Origin of the sequence: Amycolatopsis sp. ATCC 39116 (genome assembly GCF_000231075.2) — a bacterium.
Lineage (GTDB): Bacteria > Actinomycetota > Actinomycetes > Mycobacteriales > Pseudonocardiaceae > Amycolatopsis_E > Amycolatopsis_E tucumanensis.
Window position 1 is genome coordinate 14,159 of sequence record NZ_AFWY03000045.1, and the last position, 14,233, is coordinate 28,391.

12 protein-coding genes are annotated in these 14,233 nt (G+C 73.4%); 8 read left to right on the plus strand and 4 right to left on the minus strand.

The window, feature by feature from the left end:
- The 3 genes from AMY39116_RS0331835 to AMY39116_RS0331845 are packed head-to-tail and all read left to right on the plus strand — an operon-like array spanning position 1 to position 3,152.
- Positions 1–1,221, plus strand: a complete 1,221-nt coding sequence (locus tag AMY39116_RS0331835) for an arginine deiminase (RefSeq protein ID WP_020421653.1) — start codon at positions 1–3, stop codon at positions 1,219–1,221.
- 15 nt (positions 1,222–1,236) lie between these two features.
- Positions 1,237–2,232, plus strand: a complete 996-nt coding sequence (gene argF / locus AMY39116_RS0331840; RefSeq protein ID WP_020421654.1) for an ornithine carbamoyltransferase — start codon at positions 1,237–1,239, stop codon at positions 2,230–2,232.
- Positions 2,229–3,152, plus strand: a complete 924-nt coding sequence (locus AMY39116_RS0331845) for a carbamate kinase (protein ID WP_020421655.1) — start codon at positions 2,229–2,231, stop codon at positions 3,150–3,152. Before argF ends, AMY39116_RS0331845 begins: the two co-directional genes overlap by 4 nt.
- Here AMY39116_RS0331845 and AMY39116_RS0331850 read toward each other — a convergent pair.
- Positions 3,149–4,873 (minus strand): GAF domain-containing sensor histidine kinase, encoded by a 1,725-nt coding sequence (locus AMY39116_RS0331850; RefSeq protein WP_027936393.1) that lies wholly within the window; start codon positions 4,871–4,873, stop codon positions 3,149–3,151. The two genes, AMY39116_RS0331845 and AMY39116_RS0331850, sit on opposite strands and share 4 nt — an antisense overlap.
- A gap of 158 nt (positions 4,874–5,031) precedes the next feature.
- Between AMY39116_RS0331850 and AMY39116_RS43975 the strand changes: the two genes are divergently transcribed.
- The gene (locus AMY39116_RS43975; protein WP_235716258.1) at positions 5,032–5,295 is read left to right on the plus strand and encodes a 2TM domain-containing protein; all 264 of its coding nucleotides are present in this window, start codon (positions 5,032–5,034) and stop codon (positions 5,293–5,295) included.
- Between the two features lie 183 nt (positions 5,296–5,478).
- Positions 5,479–5,682, plus strand: coding sequence for a hypothetical protein (locus tag AMY39116_RS0331860; protein WP_157358769.1), 204 nt, complete (start codon positions 5,479–5,481; stop codon positions 5,680–5,682).
- Between the two features lie 73 nt (positions 5,683–5,755).
- Here the strand turns inward: AMY39116_RS0331860 and AMY39116_RS0331865 are convergent, their stop codons facing one another.
- Complete coding sequence (locus tag AMY39116_RS0331865) at positions 5,756–6,328, minus strand: CBS domain-containing protein (RefSeq protein WP_020421659.1); 573 nt, start codon at positions 6,326–6,328, stop codon at positions 5,756–5,758.
- A gap of 250 nt (positions 6,329–6,578) precedes the next feature.
- Here AMY39116_RS0331865 and AMY39116_RS0331870 point away from each other — a divergent pair, with 250 nt between their 5' ends.
- From AMY39116_RS0331870 to cydD, 3 genes are read left to right on the plus strand one after another with little or no spacing between them, the layout of a single operon-like run.
- Positions 6,579–7,985: a cytochrome ubiquinol oxidase subunit I gene (locus AMY39116_RS0331870; RefSeq protein WP_027936395.1), complete on the plus strand. Its 1,407-nt coding sequence runs from the start codon at positions 6,579–6,581 to the stop codon at positions 7,983–7,985.
- A gap of 9 nt (positions 7,986–7,994) precedes the next feature.
- On the plus strand, positions 7,995–9,008 hold the full coding sequence (cydB, locus tag AMY39116_RS0331875) for a cytochrome d ubiquinol oxidase subunit II (protein WP_020421661.1): 1,014 nt from the start codon (positions 7,995–7,997) through the stop codon (positions 9,006–9,008).
- Positions 9,005–12,373 carry a thiol reductant ABC exporter subunit CydD gene (cydD, locus tag AMY39116_RS0331880; protein ID WP_020421662.1) on the plus strand — a complete coding sequence of 1,123 codons (3,369 nt, stop codon included), beginning with the start codon at positions 9,005–9,007 and terminating at the stop codon, positions 12,371–12,373. Before cydB ends, cydD begins: the two co-directional genes overlap by 4 nt.
- Positions 12,374–12,381: 8 nt before the next feature.
- On the opposite strand, the gene AMY39116_RS0331885 is transcribed toward cydD, so the two are convergent.
- A complete protein-coding gene (locus AMY39116_RS0331885) occupies positions 12,382–13,017 on the minus strand; it encodes a TetR family transcriptional regulator (RefSeq protein WP_020421663.1) in 636 nt (211 codons plus the stop codon).
- A gap of 1 nt (position 13,018) precedes the next feature.
- The gene (locus AMY39116_RS0331890; protein WP_020421664.1) at positions 13,019–14,233 is read right to left on the minus strand and encodes an NAD(P)/FAD-dependent oxidoreductase; all 1,215 of its coding nucleotides are present in this window, start codon (positions 14,231–14,233) and stop codon (positions 13,019–13,021) included.

Sequence of the window (14,233 nt, forward strand, 5' to 3'; positions counted from 1 at the left end):
ATGACGTTCGGAGTCGCCTCCGAAGTGGGCAAGCTGCGCCAAGTGGTCGTGCACCGCCCCGGCGGCGAGCTGGCCCGGCTCACCCCGCGCAACATCGGCGAGCTGCTGTTCGACGACGTGATGTGGGCGAAGAAGGCCAAGGAGGAGCACGACGTGTTCGCCGAGGCCCTGCGCGAGAAGGGGGTCCAGGTCCACTACTTCGAGCGCCTGCTCGCCGAGACCCTCGACCTGCCCGGCGGGCGCGCGTTCGTGCTGGACCGGGTGTGCACGCCGGACATGCTCGGCGCGGCACTGGTGGACGAGCTGCGCGGGCTCTTCGAGGGCATGAGCGGCGGCGAGCTGGCGGCCCTGCTCATCGGCGGGGTGCTCAAGGCCGACCTGCCGCACGTCCGCTCGGGCAGCCTGCACTGGAACACGCTGCAGCCCGACGACTTCGTGCTCCGCCCGCTGCCCAACCACCTGTTCCCCCGGGACAACTCGTGCTGGATCTACGGTGGAGTGTCCGTCAACTCGATGGCGAAACCGGCCCGGCGGCGGGAAACGCTGCACGCGCAGGCGATCTACCGCTACCACCCGCTGTTCGCCGAGGCCGGTTTCCCGGTCTACTCCGGCCAGGACGACGTCGCGCACTTCCCGGCCACGGTGGAGGGTGGTGACGTGCACGTCGTCGGCAACGGCGCGGTGCTCGTCGGCATGGGCGAGCGCACCTCGGCCACGGGTGTCGAGGCGCTGGCCCGCGCCCTGTTCGGCAGCGGCCAGGCGCACACCGTGGTCGCCGTCGAGCTGCCCCGGTCGCACGCCATGATGCACCTGGACACGCTGATGACGATGGTCGACGAGTCCACCTTCGTGCTCTACCCCTACTTCGACCCGCACCTGCGGTCGTGGACCGTGCGGCCCGGCGGCCGGCCGGGCGAGCTCGACGTCCGGGGCAACGACAGCCTGTGGACCACGCTCGCGGGTGTGCTCGGCGTCCCCGAGATCACCGTGCTCCGCACCGACGAGGACGTGCGCGCCGCCGAGCGGGAGCAGTGGGACGACGGGAACAACTACCTCGCCGTCGCCCCGGGCGTGGTGGTCGGCTACGACCGCAACATCGCCACCAACACCATGCTGCGCAAGCACGGCATCGAGGTCGTCACCGTGCCGGGCGGCGAGCTCGGCCGCGGCCGCGGCGGCCCGCGCTGCATGACCTGCCCCCTCGAACGCGATCCCGCCTGACCCGAGGAGACCACCATGGACCTGCAGGGACGCAACCTGCTCACGGCCACCGACCTGACCCGCGAGGAGTTCACGCACCTCGTCGACCTCGCCGCCCGGCTGCGGCACGAGAAGCGCGCGGGCGTGCGGGAACAGCGGCTCGCCGGCCGCAACATCGCGCTGATCTTCGAGAAGAGCTCCACCCGAACCCGGTGCGCCTTCGAGGTCGCCGCCCACGACGAAGGCGCCGCCGTCACCTACCTCGGCCCCGGCGAGACCCACCTCGGCCACAAGGAGTCGGTCGAGGACACCGCGCACGTGCTCGGCCGGATGTACGACGGCATCGAGTACCGCGGGTCGGCACAGGAAACCGTCGACGTCCTGGCTGCTCACGCCGGCGTGCCCGTCTGGAACGGGCTCACCGACCTCTGGCACCCCACGCAGATGCTCGCCGACGTGCTCACCATGCGGGACCACGCGGCCGGGCCGCCGGAGCGGCTGACCCTCGCCTACGTGGGCGACGGCCGCAACAACACGGCGAACTCGCTGCTGGTCACCGGCGCCCTGCTGGGCATGTCGGTCCGCATCTGCGCGCCGCGCGAGCTGTGGCCGTCCCCCGCGGTCCGCGAGCTGGCCACCGGTTTGGCCGCCGGGTCGGGCGCGGACCTCGCCGTCACCGACGACCCCCGCGCCGGGGTGCGGGGCGCGGACTTCGTCTACACCGACGTCTGGCTGTCCATGGGCGAGCCGGAGGAGACCTGGGACGACCGGATCCAGCAGCTGCTGCCCTACCAGGTGGACGCCAAGCTGCTCGGCGCGACCGGGAACCCGCGGGTGAAGTTCCTGCACTGCCTGCCGTCCCTGCACAGCCGCGACACCGGCCTCGGCCGCCAGCTGGCCGCCGCGCACGGGGTCGCCGCGCTCGAGGTGACCGACGAGGTGTTCCGCTCCCCCGCCTCGGTCGTCTACGACCAGGCCGAGAACCGGATGCACACCGTCAAGGCGCTGATGGTCGCGACGGTGCGGCGATGAGGATCGTCGTCGCCCTCGGCGGGAACGCCCTGCTGCGCCGGGGCGAGACCCCGGACGCCGGCATCCAGGAGAAGCACGTCCAGGCGGCCGCCGACGCGCTGGCGCCGCTGGCCCGGCGGCACCGGCTGATCGTCACCCACGGCAACGGCCCCCAGGTCGGCCTGCTCGCCCTGGAGACCGCCGGCGACCCGGCGCTCACCGCGCCCTACCCGTTCGACGTGCTCGGCGCGCAGACCCAGGGCATGATCGGCTACTGGCTGGCGCAAGCGCTGCACAACCGCGCCGGCCTGCCCGCCGCCGCGGTGCTCACCCGGACCCTGGTGCGGGCGGACGACCCGGCGCTGCGGCAGCCTGCCAAGTTCATCGGACCGGTCTACGACGAGGAGACCGCGCGGCGGCTCGCCGGCCGCAATGGCTGGCAGGTGCGCCGGGACGGCTCCGCGTGGCGGCGGGTCGTGCCGTCCCCCGAGCCCGCCGACGTGGTCGAACTGCCCCTGATCCGGCTCATCGCGGACAGCGGCACGACCGTCGTCTGTGGCGGAGGCGGCGGGGTGCCGGTCGTGGCCGACGAAGACGGACAGCTGCACGGCGTGGAAGCGGTGGTCGACAAGGACCTCACCGCGGCGCTGCTGGCCAGCGCGCTGCAGGCGGACGCCCTGCTGCTGCTCACCGACGTCGCCGCGGTCGAGGACGGCCACGGCACCGCCGCCGCACGCCCCATCCGCCACGCCCATCCGGCCGGCCTGCGGACCCGCACCTTCCCGGCCGGGTCGATGGGGCCCAAGGTGGACGCCGCCTGCCGGTTCGTGGAGTCAGGCGGCGCGCTGGCGGCGATCGGCCGCCTCGAAGAAGCGGCAGCGGTCCTGGCCGGGCGCGCCGGCACAACGGTCTCGCCGGTCGCGCCGGCCAGGCGCGGTTAGGAGACGGGCGCCGCCCAGGTCAACCGCGTGCCGCCGTCCTCGGCCGCCGTGACGGAGAGGCTGCCGCCCGCCTGGTCAGCACGTTCGCGCAGGTTGTGCAGGCCGCTGCGGGCCACGGTGTCCGGGATGCCGATCCCGTCGTCGGCCACCTCGATGACCAGCTCGTCACTGGCGGAGACGGTGACCATCAGCGACGTGGCCTTGGCGTGGCGCACGGCGTTGGACAGCGCCTCGCGCAGCACCGCTTCGGCGTGCTCGGCCAGCTCCGGACCGGCCACGCCGACCGGACCGGACATGCGCACGGTGGTGCGCAGCCCGGTGTCGCCGGTGATCTCCGCGATGACGTCGTTGAGCCGCTTGCGCAGCTGCCCGGTGCCGTGCAGGCCGCCGTGCAGATCGAAGATCGCCGTGCGGATTTCCGCGACGATGCTCTGCACGTCGTCGATCATGTCGGCCAGCCGCCGCTGGATCTCCGGGTTGCGGGAACGCATGTGCGTGCTCTGCAACGCCAGCCCGTGGGCGAACAGCCGCTGGATCACGTGATCGTGCAGGTCACGGGCGATCCGGTCGCGGTCGGAGACCACCTTGAGTTCGCTGATCGAACGCTGGTCCTCCGCCAGCTGCAGCGCCAGCGCGGCCTGGTCGGCGAAGGCCGCCGCCAACGGCAGGTGGGCGCTGTCGAAGGCCGCGTCGCCCTTGCGCCGGGCCACCACCAGCACGCCGGAGACCGAGGTGCGGGATGCTCGCAGCGGCAGCACCAGCGCGGGACCGAACTCCGCGGACACCTCGAACTCCAGGCTGTCCACCCGCCGCGGCTGCGCGTCGCGGAACGCCGCCCCGCAGGTGGACCCCTCGACCGGGATCTTCCGCTCGGTCAGCCGGCCGGGATCCAGGCCAGCGTGCACGGTGACGACCAGCTCCGTGACGTCCTCCAGGGGCATGTCCGGATCCTCGGGTTGCGCGATCAGCGCGTAGTCCGCGCGCGCCAGCGTCAGCGCGCGGGTGGCGATGAGCGTGAGAACGTCGGCCGGATCTGCGGCGGCCAGCAGTTCGGCGCGGACCTCGCTGGTGGCCTCCTGCCACTGCTGCCGCAGCCGGGCCTGCTCGAACAGGCGCGCGTTCTCCACCGCGATGCCCGCCGCGGCCGCCAGCGCCTGCACCACCACCTCGTCGTCCTCGGTGAAGGGTTGCCCGTTCGCCTTTTCGGTGAGGTAGAGGTTGCCGAACACCTCGTCCCGCACCCGCACGGGCACACCGAGGAAGGTCTTCATCGGCGGGTGGTGCGCCGGGAACCCGGACGAGGCAACGTGCTGGGACAGGTCGTCCAGCCGGATCGGCTTGGGCTGCTCGATCAGCAGGCCCAGCAGGCCGTGCCCGGTCGGCAGGTCCCCGATCTCCCGGCGGGTGGCCTCGTCGATGCCCTCGTAGACGAACTCCGCCAGCGACTCGCGGTCCTGGGTCAGCACCCCCAGCGCGCCGTAGCGGCAGTCCACCAGCTCGATCGCCGAGTGCACGATGCGCCGCAGCGTGGCGTCCAGCTCCAGCCCGCTCGCGACGGCGAGCATCGCCTCCAGCAGCCCGTCCATCTGGTCCCGCGACTGGACCAGCTCCTCGATGCGGTCCTGCACCTCGCGCAACAGCTCCCGCAGCCGCAACTGCGACAACGTCTCGCGCAACGGCCGATCCTGCCCCATCAGGTCACGCTGCTCCTCACCCGCCATGCCGACCATCGTGCCCCACCAGGCACCCTCCCGTCACGTGTCGTGACGTCAGGTGTCACCGCGTGGCAAGGCCAAAGGTCCCCGCCGCCAGGTGACCAGGGCCCGTAGTGCGGGCTCCCGGAACGGCTGACGCTGATGGGCACAAGGAGGTGGTCACCGTGACCGACACGGAAGCCGACCGGCGCGAGCACGCCGTGGCACGGCTCAAGCAGAAACGCGACTACTACCAGCACGTGGCCGTCTTCGTCCTCATCAACGGTTTCCTGATCGGGGTGTGGGCGCTGACGGGCGCGGACTTCTTCTGGCCGGTCTTCCCGCTCGGCGCCTGGGGCGTCGGGCTGATCATGCACACCTGGGACACGTTCTCGCCGAACTCGCCCAGCGAGCGGCGCATCCGGCGGGAAATGGACCGGATGGCCTGAGCCGGCGTTCCGCGACGACCGCCCCGGTTCCGGCCGAGGCGGTCGTCTTTTTCGTCGTGCGCACCCCTGCCGAAGGGCCTCGTGGCCAGGGGCCCCAGGTCCCGTGATCCGGGGCCCCGGGGCTCTCGTCCCCGCGAGGCGGTCCGGACAGGCTGAACACACCTGAGGGCAAGGGCGGTGACGATGATGAACACCCTGATCGAGCTGCAGCACCTGGCTGCGCACCGGCCATCGGCCACCGCGCCGCCGGACGAGGTCGCCGCGTGGTACCGGGACAAAGCGCTGCTGCACCAGCACCTCGCGCTGGAGTCTCGCGAACCGGCGATCGCCGCGCGGGAACGCCTCCTCGCCGGCGCCGCACTGCGCCGCGCGGCGATCGCCGGGTGAAGCGCCGGACGCGGCGCGACCACCGCACCGGGAGCGGAGATTTCGGCACGGTGGTCGCCGTCAAAGGGTTTGGTCAGGTTCGCGGGACCGACTTCAGCGTCACCCCGGTCACGCCGCGCACCGACCGCGCCAGCGCGCCGACCACGCGCCGCTCCGCCTCGTCGGCGAACTCGCCGCTGATGACGGCCTCGCCGTCGCTGATCTCCACCCGCCATTCGCCGCGGTGCCCGGAGTAGTCGGTCAGCACCGCGCGCAGGACGGTGGCGACGGTGTCGTCCGAGGACACCAGCGGGCGGAGCAGGTCGCGACGGCTCACGACGCCGACGAGGACGCCCTCCTCGGTGATGGGCACGCACCGGAGCCGGTCGGCCAGCATCCGACGGGCGATGCCCTCGATCTCGGTCGCCATGGTCGCGACCTCCACCGGCGTGGTCATGTACTCCGCCACCGTGGCGCGCCCGTTCGCGCCGGCCATCGTCGCGCGCAGCGCGTCGGCCTCGGTGAACATGCCGATCACCCGCTCACCGTCGTCGACCACCGGCATCCCGGCGAACCCGTGCTCCACCAGCGACGCGGCCGCCTCCCGGACGGTGGCCGAGGGCAGCACCCGGACCACCGGCTTGCTCATGATCTCCCACGCGTGCATGACGTGCTCCTCGTTCGTCGCTTGACCTGTTGCCGTCAGGCTCGTCCCGGGCGGGCCGGAAAAGCAGGGCCTAACGGCACCGCGCCCAGGGACCTTCGGCGCTCCCCGCGCCGGCCCGGCGGCGGCGCACGAGTCCGGATGGGACCGCGGTCCCCGGCGAAGATGACCAACGGCCCTGCCCGCGCGCGCTCCGCGCCGACGACGCTGGACCCGATCTTGCTCCGCCCGGGAGCTGGTGATGGGAGAGGCGATGAACGCGCTGGACCTGGCGCGGTGGCAGTTCGGGATCACCACCGTGTACCACTTCATCTTCGTGCCCCTGACGATCGGGCTGTCGTTCCTGGTCGCCGGGATGCAGACCGCGTGGGTCCGCACGGGCAAGGAGCACTACCTCCGCATGACGAAGTTCTGGGGGAAGCTCTTCCTCATCAACTTCGCCATGGGCGTGGTGACCGGCATCGTGCAGGAGTTCCAGTTCGGCATGAACTGGAGCGACTACAGCGCCTTCGTCGGCGACATCTTCGGCGCGCCGCTGGCCATCGAGGGCCTGCTCGCGTTCTTCCTGGAGTCGACGTTCCTCGGGCTGTGGATCTTCGGCTGGAACCGGCTGCCCAAGCGGCTGCACCTGGCCACGATCTGGCTCGCCGCGACCGGGACGCTGCTGTCCTCCTACTTCATCCTGGCGGCGAACTCCTGGATGCAGCACCCGGTCGGCTACCGCGTGAACCCGCAGACCGGCCGCGCCGAGCTCAACGACTTCGCCGCCGTGCTCACCAACTCCACCGCGGTGGGCGCCTTCGCCCACACCATCACGGCGTGCTTCGTCACCGGCGGCGTGTTCGTGGTGGCGATCAGCGCGTGGCAGCTGAAGAAGAAGCGCGCCCCCGAGGTGTTCCGCCCGTCGATGCGCGCCGCGCTGGTGACGGTGCTCATCGCCAGCGCCGGCGTCGTCGTCACCGGCGACATCCAGGCCCGCATCATGACCGAGCAGCAGCCGATGAAGATGGCCGCCGCCGAAGCGCTCTACGACACCGTCGCGCCGGCGTCGTTCTCGCTGTTCACGATCGGCTCGCTGGACGGATCGGAGGAGGTGTTCAGCATCCGGGTGCCGCGGGTGCTGTCGTTCATGGCGACCGGGTCCTTCGACGGCGAGGTCGAGGGCATCAACGACCTGCAGGCGCAGGCCGAGCAGACCTACGGCGCCGGCGACTACACGCCCAACGTCCCGGTCACCTACTGGACGTTCCGGCTGATGATCGGGTTCGGGTTCCTCATGGGACTGCTGTCGCTGATCGGGCTGTGGGTGTTCCGCCGGGGCCGGACCCCGCGCTCGCCGTGGTTCTACCGGTCGGCCATCGCCTGCCTGGCCCTGCCGTTCGCGGCCAGCGCGCTGGGCTGGATCTTCACCGAGATGGGCCGCCAGCCGTGGGTGGTGTTCGGGGTGCTCAAGACCGCCGACGGCGTCTCCCCCACGGTGGCGGCCGGGAGCGTGCTCACCTCGATGATCGTCTTCACGATCCTCTACGGCGCGCTCGCCGCGATCGACGGCACGCTGATGTACCGCTACGCCCAGCACGTTCCCGATCCGGAGCCCGAGCAGGACGCCGGGAAGTCCGATGAGGACACCGAGGCCCGTCCGCCGGTGTTCACCTACTAGGAGAATCCCATGCCGCTCACCGACATCTGGTTCCTGCTCATCGCCGTCCTGTGGACCGGCTACTTCGTCCTGGAGGGCTTCGACTTCGGCGTCGGGATCCTGCTGCCCTTCCTCGGCCGGGACAACACCGACCGCCGGGTCATGATCAACTCGATCGGCCCGGTGTGGGACGGCAACGAGGTGTGGCTGCTGGTCGCGGGCGGCGCCACCTTCGCCGCCTTCCCGCTCTGGTACGCCAACCTGTTCTCCGGGTTCTACCTGCCACTGCTGATCATCCTGGTGGCGCTGATCGTGCGCGGCGTCGCGTTCGAGTTCCGCGGCAAACTCGACAGCACGGGATGGCGGCGCGGCTGGGACGTCGCGATCTTCGCCGGATCGGCGGTGCCCGCGCTGCTGTGGGGCGTGGCGTTCGGCAACATCGTCCGCGGCGTCCCGCTCGACGCCGAGCACCACTTCACCGGCTCGTTCTTCGACCTGCTCAACCCCTACGCCCTGCTCGGCGGCGTCACCACGCTGTCGGTGTTCGCGCTGCACGGCGCGGTGTTCCTCGCCCTCAAGACCGACGGGGACGTCGCCGAGCGGGCCCGCCGCCTCGTCCGCGGCCTCGGCGTCGTCGCGATCGTGCCGGCCGGGGCGTTCCTGCTGTGGACGCAGCTGGCGCACGGCCACGGCTGGACCTGGGCCAGCACCGCGGTGGCCGCGCTCGGCCTGGCGGGCGCGATCGCGATGACCGACCTGCGACGCGACGGCTGGGCGTTCACCCTGACGGCGCTGGCGATCGTGGCGACGACGGCCACGCTGTTCGGCTCGCTCTACCCGGACGTGCTGCCGTCCACCACAGATGCCGCGAACAGCCTGACCACCACCAACGCCGCGTCCACGCCGTACACGCTCAAGATCATGACGTGGGTCGCCGTGGTGTTCACCCCGATCGTCCTGCTCTACCAGGGCTGGACCTACTGGGTGTTCCGCAAGCGAGTCACCCGCGCGTCCATTCCGGACTCGCAGGGCCTGCCGGTATGAGGCCGCTCGACCCGCGCCTGCTGCGGCACGCCCGCGCCGCGCGCCCGTTCGTCCTCGGGTGCGCGGCGCTGGGGGTGGCGACCGCGCTGCTCGTCCTGGTCCAGGCGGACCTGCTCGCCACGGCGATCACCGGCGCCTTCCTCGACGGGACCACGCTGGCCGCGCTGACCGTGCCGGTGCTCCTGCTCGTCGTGGTGGTGCTGGGCCGCTCCGGCATCGCCTGGCTGTCCGAAACGCTGGCGCACCGCGCGTCCGCCGCGGTGCTCGACCAGCTGCGCGCCGCCCTCGTCACGCACGTGCTGCGCGCCGGGCCGCGACGCTTCGGCGGCCGGTCCCCCGCCGACCTGGCGACCCTCGCGACCCGCGGCGTGGACCGGCTGGACGGCTACTTCGCGCGGTACCTGCCGCAACTGCTGCTCGCCGCGATCGTGCCCGCCGTCGTCGGGCTGCGGATCCTGCTGTCCGACTGGGTCGCCGCGGTGATCCTCGGCGTGACGGTGCCGCTGATCCCGGTCTTCATGATCCTCATCGGGCTCTACACCCAGCGCGCGGTGAACCGCCAGTGGCGCACGCTCGCCGTGCTGGGCAACCACTTCCTCGACCTGGTCGCGGGCCTGGCGGTGCTGACCGCGTTCGGCCGCGCCAAGGCCCAGCTGCGAGGGCTGCGTGAGATCACCCGGCGGCACCGGCTGGAGACCATGCGGACGCTGCGCGTGGCGTTCCTGTCCGCGCTGGCGCTGGAGCTGCTGGCCACGCTGTCGGTCGCGCTGATCGCGGTGTCGATCGGGCTGCGGCTGCTCGCCGGTGAACTCGACCTGCACACCGCCCTGGTCGTGCTGATCCTGGCGCCCGAGGTGTACCTGCCGCTGCGCGCGGTCGGGGCCCGGTTCCACGACAGCACCGAGGGCATCGCGGCCGCCGAGGACCTGTTCGCGGTGCTCGAAGACGAACCGGACACGACCGGTGGCCGCCGTCCCGCGCCCAACCCGGCACGGGTGCCGCTGCGGCTGGAGCGGGTGCGCGTCAACGGGCGCTCCGGCCCGGTGCTCGACGAGCTGAGCCTGCGCGTCGAGCCGGGCGAAATCGTCGGCATCAGCGGGCCGAGCGGCGCGGGCAAGAGCACCCTGCTCGACCTGCTGCTCGGCTGGTTCACCCCGGACGCCGGGCGCGTGTTCGCCGACGGCGTCGACCTCGCCGAGGTCGACCGCGCCGCCTGGCAGGAACGCGTGGCGTGGGTGCCGCAGAAGCCGTGCCTGCTGGCCGGGACCGTGGCGGGCAACATCCGGCTCGGACGGCCGGACGCCGGCGACGACGAGGTGGCCCGCGCCGCGGAGGCGGCTGGGCTCGACCTGCCGCCGGACACCCCGGTCGGCGAGCTCGGATCGGGCCTGTCCACCGGGCAGCAGCGCCGTGTCGCGCTGGCCCGCGCCCTGCTGACCGGCCGTCCGCTGCTGCTGCTCGACGAACCGACCGAGGGCGTCGACGCGGACACCGAGAACGCCATCCTGGACCGGCTGCCCGCGATGCTGGCCGGGCGCACGGCCGTGATCGTCAGCCACCGCGAAGCCGTGCTGCGCGCGTGCGACCGGGTGATCGAGCTGCGGTCCCCCGCGGCTACCGCCGCTCCGGCCGCGCCCAGCCGCCCCGCCGCGCGTCCCGCGTCCGCGCCCGCCCCGGTCACCACCGCGACCGGGGAGGAGCCGGCGACCGGCGCGGGCACCTGGCAGTGGCTCCGGACCGCGATCCGGCCCTACCGGTGGCGGCTGGCGCTGGCCTGCGCCGCCGGCGCGGCCGCGCTCGGCAGCGGCGTGGCGCTGACCGCGGCGTCGGGGTGGCTGATCTCCAGCGCCGCGCTGCACCCGCCGGTGCTGTCCCTGATGGTGGCGATCGTCGCGGTGCGCGCGTTCGGCCTCGCCAAGGGCGTCCTGCGGTACGCCGAGCGGCTGCTGTCGCACGACGTGGCGTTGCGGGCGGTGGCCGACCTGCGGGTGCGGGTGTGGACCACCCTGGTCCGGCTCGGCCCCGCGGTGACCGCCCGCCGGCGCCGCGGCGACCTGCTGAACCGGCTGATGTCCGATGTGGACAGCCAGCAGGACCTGCTGGTGCGCGTGGTCGTGCCCGGGGTGTCGGCCGCCGTGGTCGGTCTCGGCGCGGCGGCCGGGTTCGGCCTGCTGCTGCCGGAGGCGGGCGTGATCATGGCCGCCGGGCTGCTGTGCGCCGGAGTGGCCGCGCCCGCGCTGTCGGCGCTGGCCTCGGCGAAGTCCGAACGCGACACGAGCACGACGCGCGCGTCGGTGACCGCCGGGACGGTCGAGCTGCTGCAGGCCGCGCCCGACCTGATCGCGTTCGGCGCCGCGCCTCGCCGTCAGGACGCGCTGCGGCACAGGGCTTCCCAGCTCACCGCGGCACTGCGCCGCTCCGCCGCCGCGCGCGGGCTCGGCGCGGGGTTGAGCACGTTGTCCATCGGGATGACCATGATCGGCTGCCTGGTGGCCGGCGTCGCCGCGCTGCGCGCCGGACGGCTGGACGGCCCGGCGCTCGCGGTTCTCGCGCTGACGCCGCTGGCCGTGACCGAACTGGTGGCCGCGTTGCCGGAAGCCGCGCAGCGGCTGCTGGCGGCGCGCCTGGGCGCCCGGCGGCTGGCCGAGCTCGACACCCTGCCCTCGCCGGTCGCGGAACCGGCCGCGCCGGTGGCCGCCGGACGCGGGCCGCTGGAGCTGGACGGGTTGTCGGTGCGCTGGCCGGGCGCCGCGGTGGACGCGGTGCGCGGCCTCGACCTGAGCACCGGCTACGGCCCGGTCGTCCTCACCGGACCGTCCGGGTCGGGCAAGAGCACCGCGCTGGCCGCGGTGATGCGCAACCTGGACCCATCCGGCGGCGCCGTCCGGATCGCCGGCACCGACACGCGGACGAACACCTCCGACGACGTCCGCGCCGGGTTCGCGTGGTGCGGACCGGACACGCACCTGTTCGACAGCACGCTGCGGGAGAACCTGCTGCTGGCCAGGCCAGGCGCCTCCGACGACGAACTGCGGGAGTGCCTGCGGCGGGCCCGGCTCGGCGCCGTGCTCGCGGCGCTGCCGGAAGGCCTGGACACACCGCTCGGCGCGCACGGCACCACGCTCTCCGGCGGGGAACGGCAGCGGATCGGCGTGGCCCGCGCCCTGCTGGCCGACCGGCCCGTGGTGCTCCTCGACGAGCCGACGGCCCACCTGGACGGCGCGACGGCCGCCGGGCTCGCCGCCGACCTGCGGGCACTGGTGGCGTCCCGTCCGGCGGTGATCGTCACCCACCGGCCCGCGGAGTTCCCCGGGCTGCCGGTGGTGGAGGTGGGCGCGGGATCGGTGGCGCCCAGCCGGGTCTGACCCCCGGGTCAGCGCCCGCTGTAGCGCAGGGGCGTCCGCGCGCGGTCGTCGAGCACGCGGGCCGCCAGCCAGGCCAGTCCGTCGGCCGTGCGGGCCGGGGTGTCCGAGGGCTGCATGACGTGGCTGAGGACGGCGCGGACGAGCGCATCGACCACCACACCGATCTGGTCGGCGGTCAGCCCGGGCCGGTAGGACTCCACGCGCCGGAGGAGGATCACCTTCGCCTCGGTGATCAGGGTGTCCGCCCGGGTGGTCAACAGCGGCAGCAGTTCGGTGTCCGCGCCGTGCGTGGCCGTCGCGACGGCGCGCAGCAGGACGTTGTCACTGGCGAGTTCGAGGACGTTGCGCACCGCGTCGTAGATCGCCTCCACGAGGTCGCCGGGATGCCGGTCGAACGCGTCACGGACCACGGCGAGGAACCGGTCGAGCTCGTGGACGACCATGGCTTCGGCCAGCGCGGTCTTCGAGCCGACCTCGTTGTAGACGGTCTGGCGGCTGACCCCGGTGGCCTCGGCCAGCCGGGCCATGGTGACCGCCGACCAGCCCTCCCGGGCGGTCAGCTCGATCGCCGCGGCGATGATCGGCTGCCGGTGCTGGCCGCCGGCAACCGACCGGCCCGGGAGAGTGTCGCCCATGATCGCCATTCTAGGCGGCGGCCCTGGTGGCAGCGGCGAAGACGACCGCGTCCGGCCACGGCGCCGCCGCGGCGATCAACCGCCGGTACTTCATGATCTCCCGCGGGCGGTCGACGGTGAGCGCGCCGGTGATCCGGTCGCCGCGGCGGTAGAGCGCGGTGAACCCCTCCTCGGCGGGCACCGCGACCAGCACCTCGTCCCCGTGCGGCGTGCCGACGAACTGGATGCGGTGGCCGTACCAGTCCGACCAGAAGTAGGGCACCGGGGTCAGCGGGCGCGCCGCAGCCGGATCGAGCGCGTGACGAGCGGCCGCCGCGCCCTGTTCGGCGGCGCCGGTCCAGTGCTCCAGGCGCATGAGCTCCCCGCCGAACAACGGGTTCGCCACGTGGGCGACGTCGCCCGCCGCGTACACACCGGGCACCCCGGTGGCCAGTGTGGCGTCGCAGACCACGCCCCGGTCACGTTCGTGCAGCGGCACGCCGCTGCCTTCCAGCCAGCCCGTGGCCGGGGCGACCCCGATCCCGGCGACCACCAGGTCGGCCGGCAGGACCTCGCCCGTGGCGAGCCGGACGCCGGTCACGGCTCCGGCTGCGGACTCCAGCCCCTCGACCGCCGTGGACAACCGCAGTCCGGTGCCGGCCGCGCGGTGCAGATCCGCGCAGACGGCGCCGGCCTGCGGGCCGATTGAGCGGGTGAGCGGCACGTCCAGCGCTTCCACGATGGTCACCGGCAGCCCGCGGGCGCGGGCCGCCGAGGCGACCTCCGATCCGATGAAGCCCGCCCCGACGACGACCGTGCGCGCGCCGCGGTCCAGCGCGGCGCGGATGGCCAAAGCGTCCTCGGCGGTGCGCAGGGTGTGCACCCCGGTGAGCCCGGCGGCCCCGCGGAGCCGCCGCGGCGTGGCGCCGGTGGCGATCACGAGCGCGTCGTAGCCGATCTCCCGCTCACCCACCCGAACAGTGCGGGCGCCGGTGTCCAGGCCCGTCGCCGGGGCGCCCAGCAGCAGGTCGACCCCCAGGTCCTCCCGCAGCTCCGCCGCGGACCGGAACGGCGCCACCCGCGCCGGGGCGTGCGGGGCGAGGAAGGACTTGGACAGCGGGGGCCGGTCGTAGGGCGGGTGCTCCTCGGCGCCGATCAGCACGATCCGGCCCCGGTAGCCGCCGCGCCGCGCCGATTCCACCGCGCGCAGGCCGGCCAGCGAGGCGCCGGCGACCACCAGTGTCAC

Coding starts and splice junctions, on each gene's coding strand:
- AMY39116_RS0331835 (WP_020421653.1), top strand. CDS start 1: ATGACGTTCGGAGTCGCCTCCGAAGTGGGCAAGCTGCGCCAAGTGGTC.
- argF (WP_020421654.1), top strand. CDS start 1,237: ATGGACCTGCAGGGACGCAACCTGCTCACGGCCACCGACCTGACCCGC.
- AMY39116_RS0331845 (WP_020421655.1), top strand. CDS start 2,229: ATGAGGATCGTCGTCGCCCTCGGCGGGAACGCCCTGCTGCGCCGGGGC.
- AMY39116_RS0331850 (WP_027936393.1), bottom strand. CDS start 4,873: ATGGCGGGTGAGGAGCAGCGTGACCTGATGGGGCAGGATCGGCCGTTG.
- AMY39116_RS0331860 (WP_157358769.1), top strand. CDS start 5,479: ATGATGAACACCCTGATCGAGCTGCAGCACCTGGCTGCGCACCGGCCA.
- AMY39116_RS0331865 (WP_020421659.1), bottom strand. CDS start 6,328: ATGCACGCGTGGGAGATCATGAGCAAGCCGGTGGTCCGGGTGCTGCCC.
- AMY39116_RS0331870 (WP_027936395.1), top strand. CDS start 6,579: ATGAACGCGCTGGACCTGGCGCGGTGGCAGTTCGGGATCACCACCGTG.
- cydB (WP_020421661.1), top strand. CDS start 7,995: ATGCCGCTCACCGACATCTGGTTCCTGCTCATCGCCGTCCTGTGGACC.
- cydD (WP_020421662.1), top strand. CDS start 9,005: ATGAGGCCGCTCGACCCGCGCCTGCTGCGGCACGCCCGCGCCGCGCGC.
- AMY39116_RS0331885 (WP_020421663.1), bottom strand. CDS start 13,017: ATGGCGATCATGGGCGACACTCTCCCGGGCCGGTCGGTTGCCGGCGGC.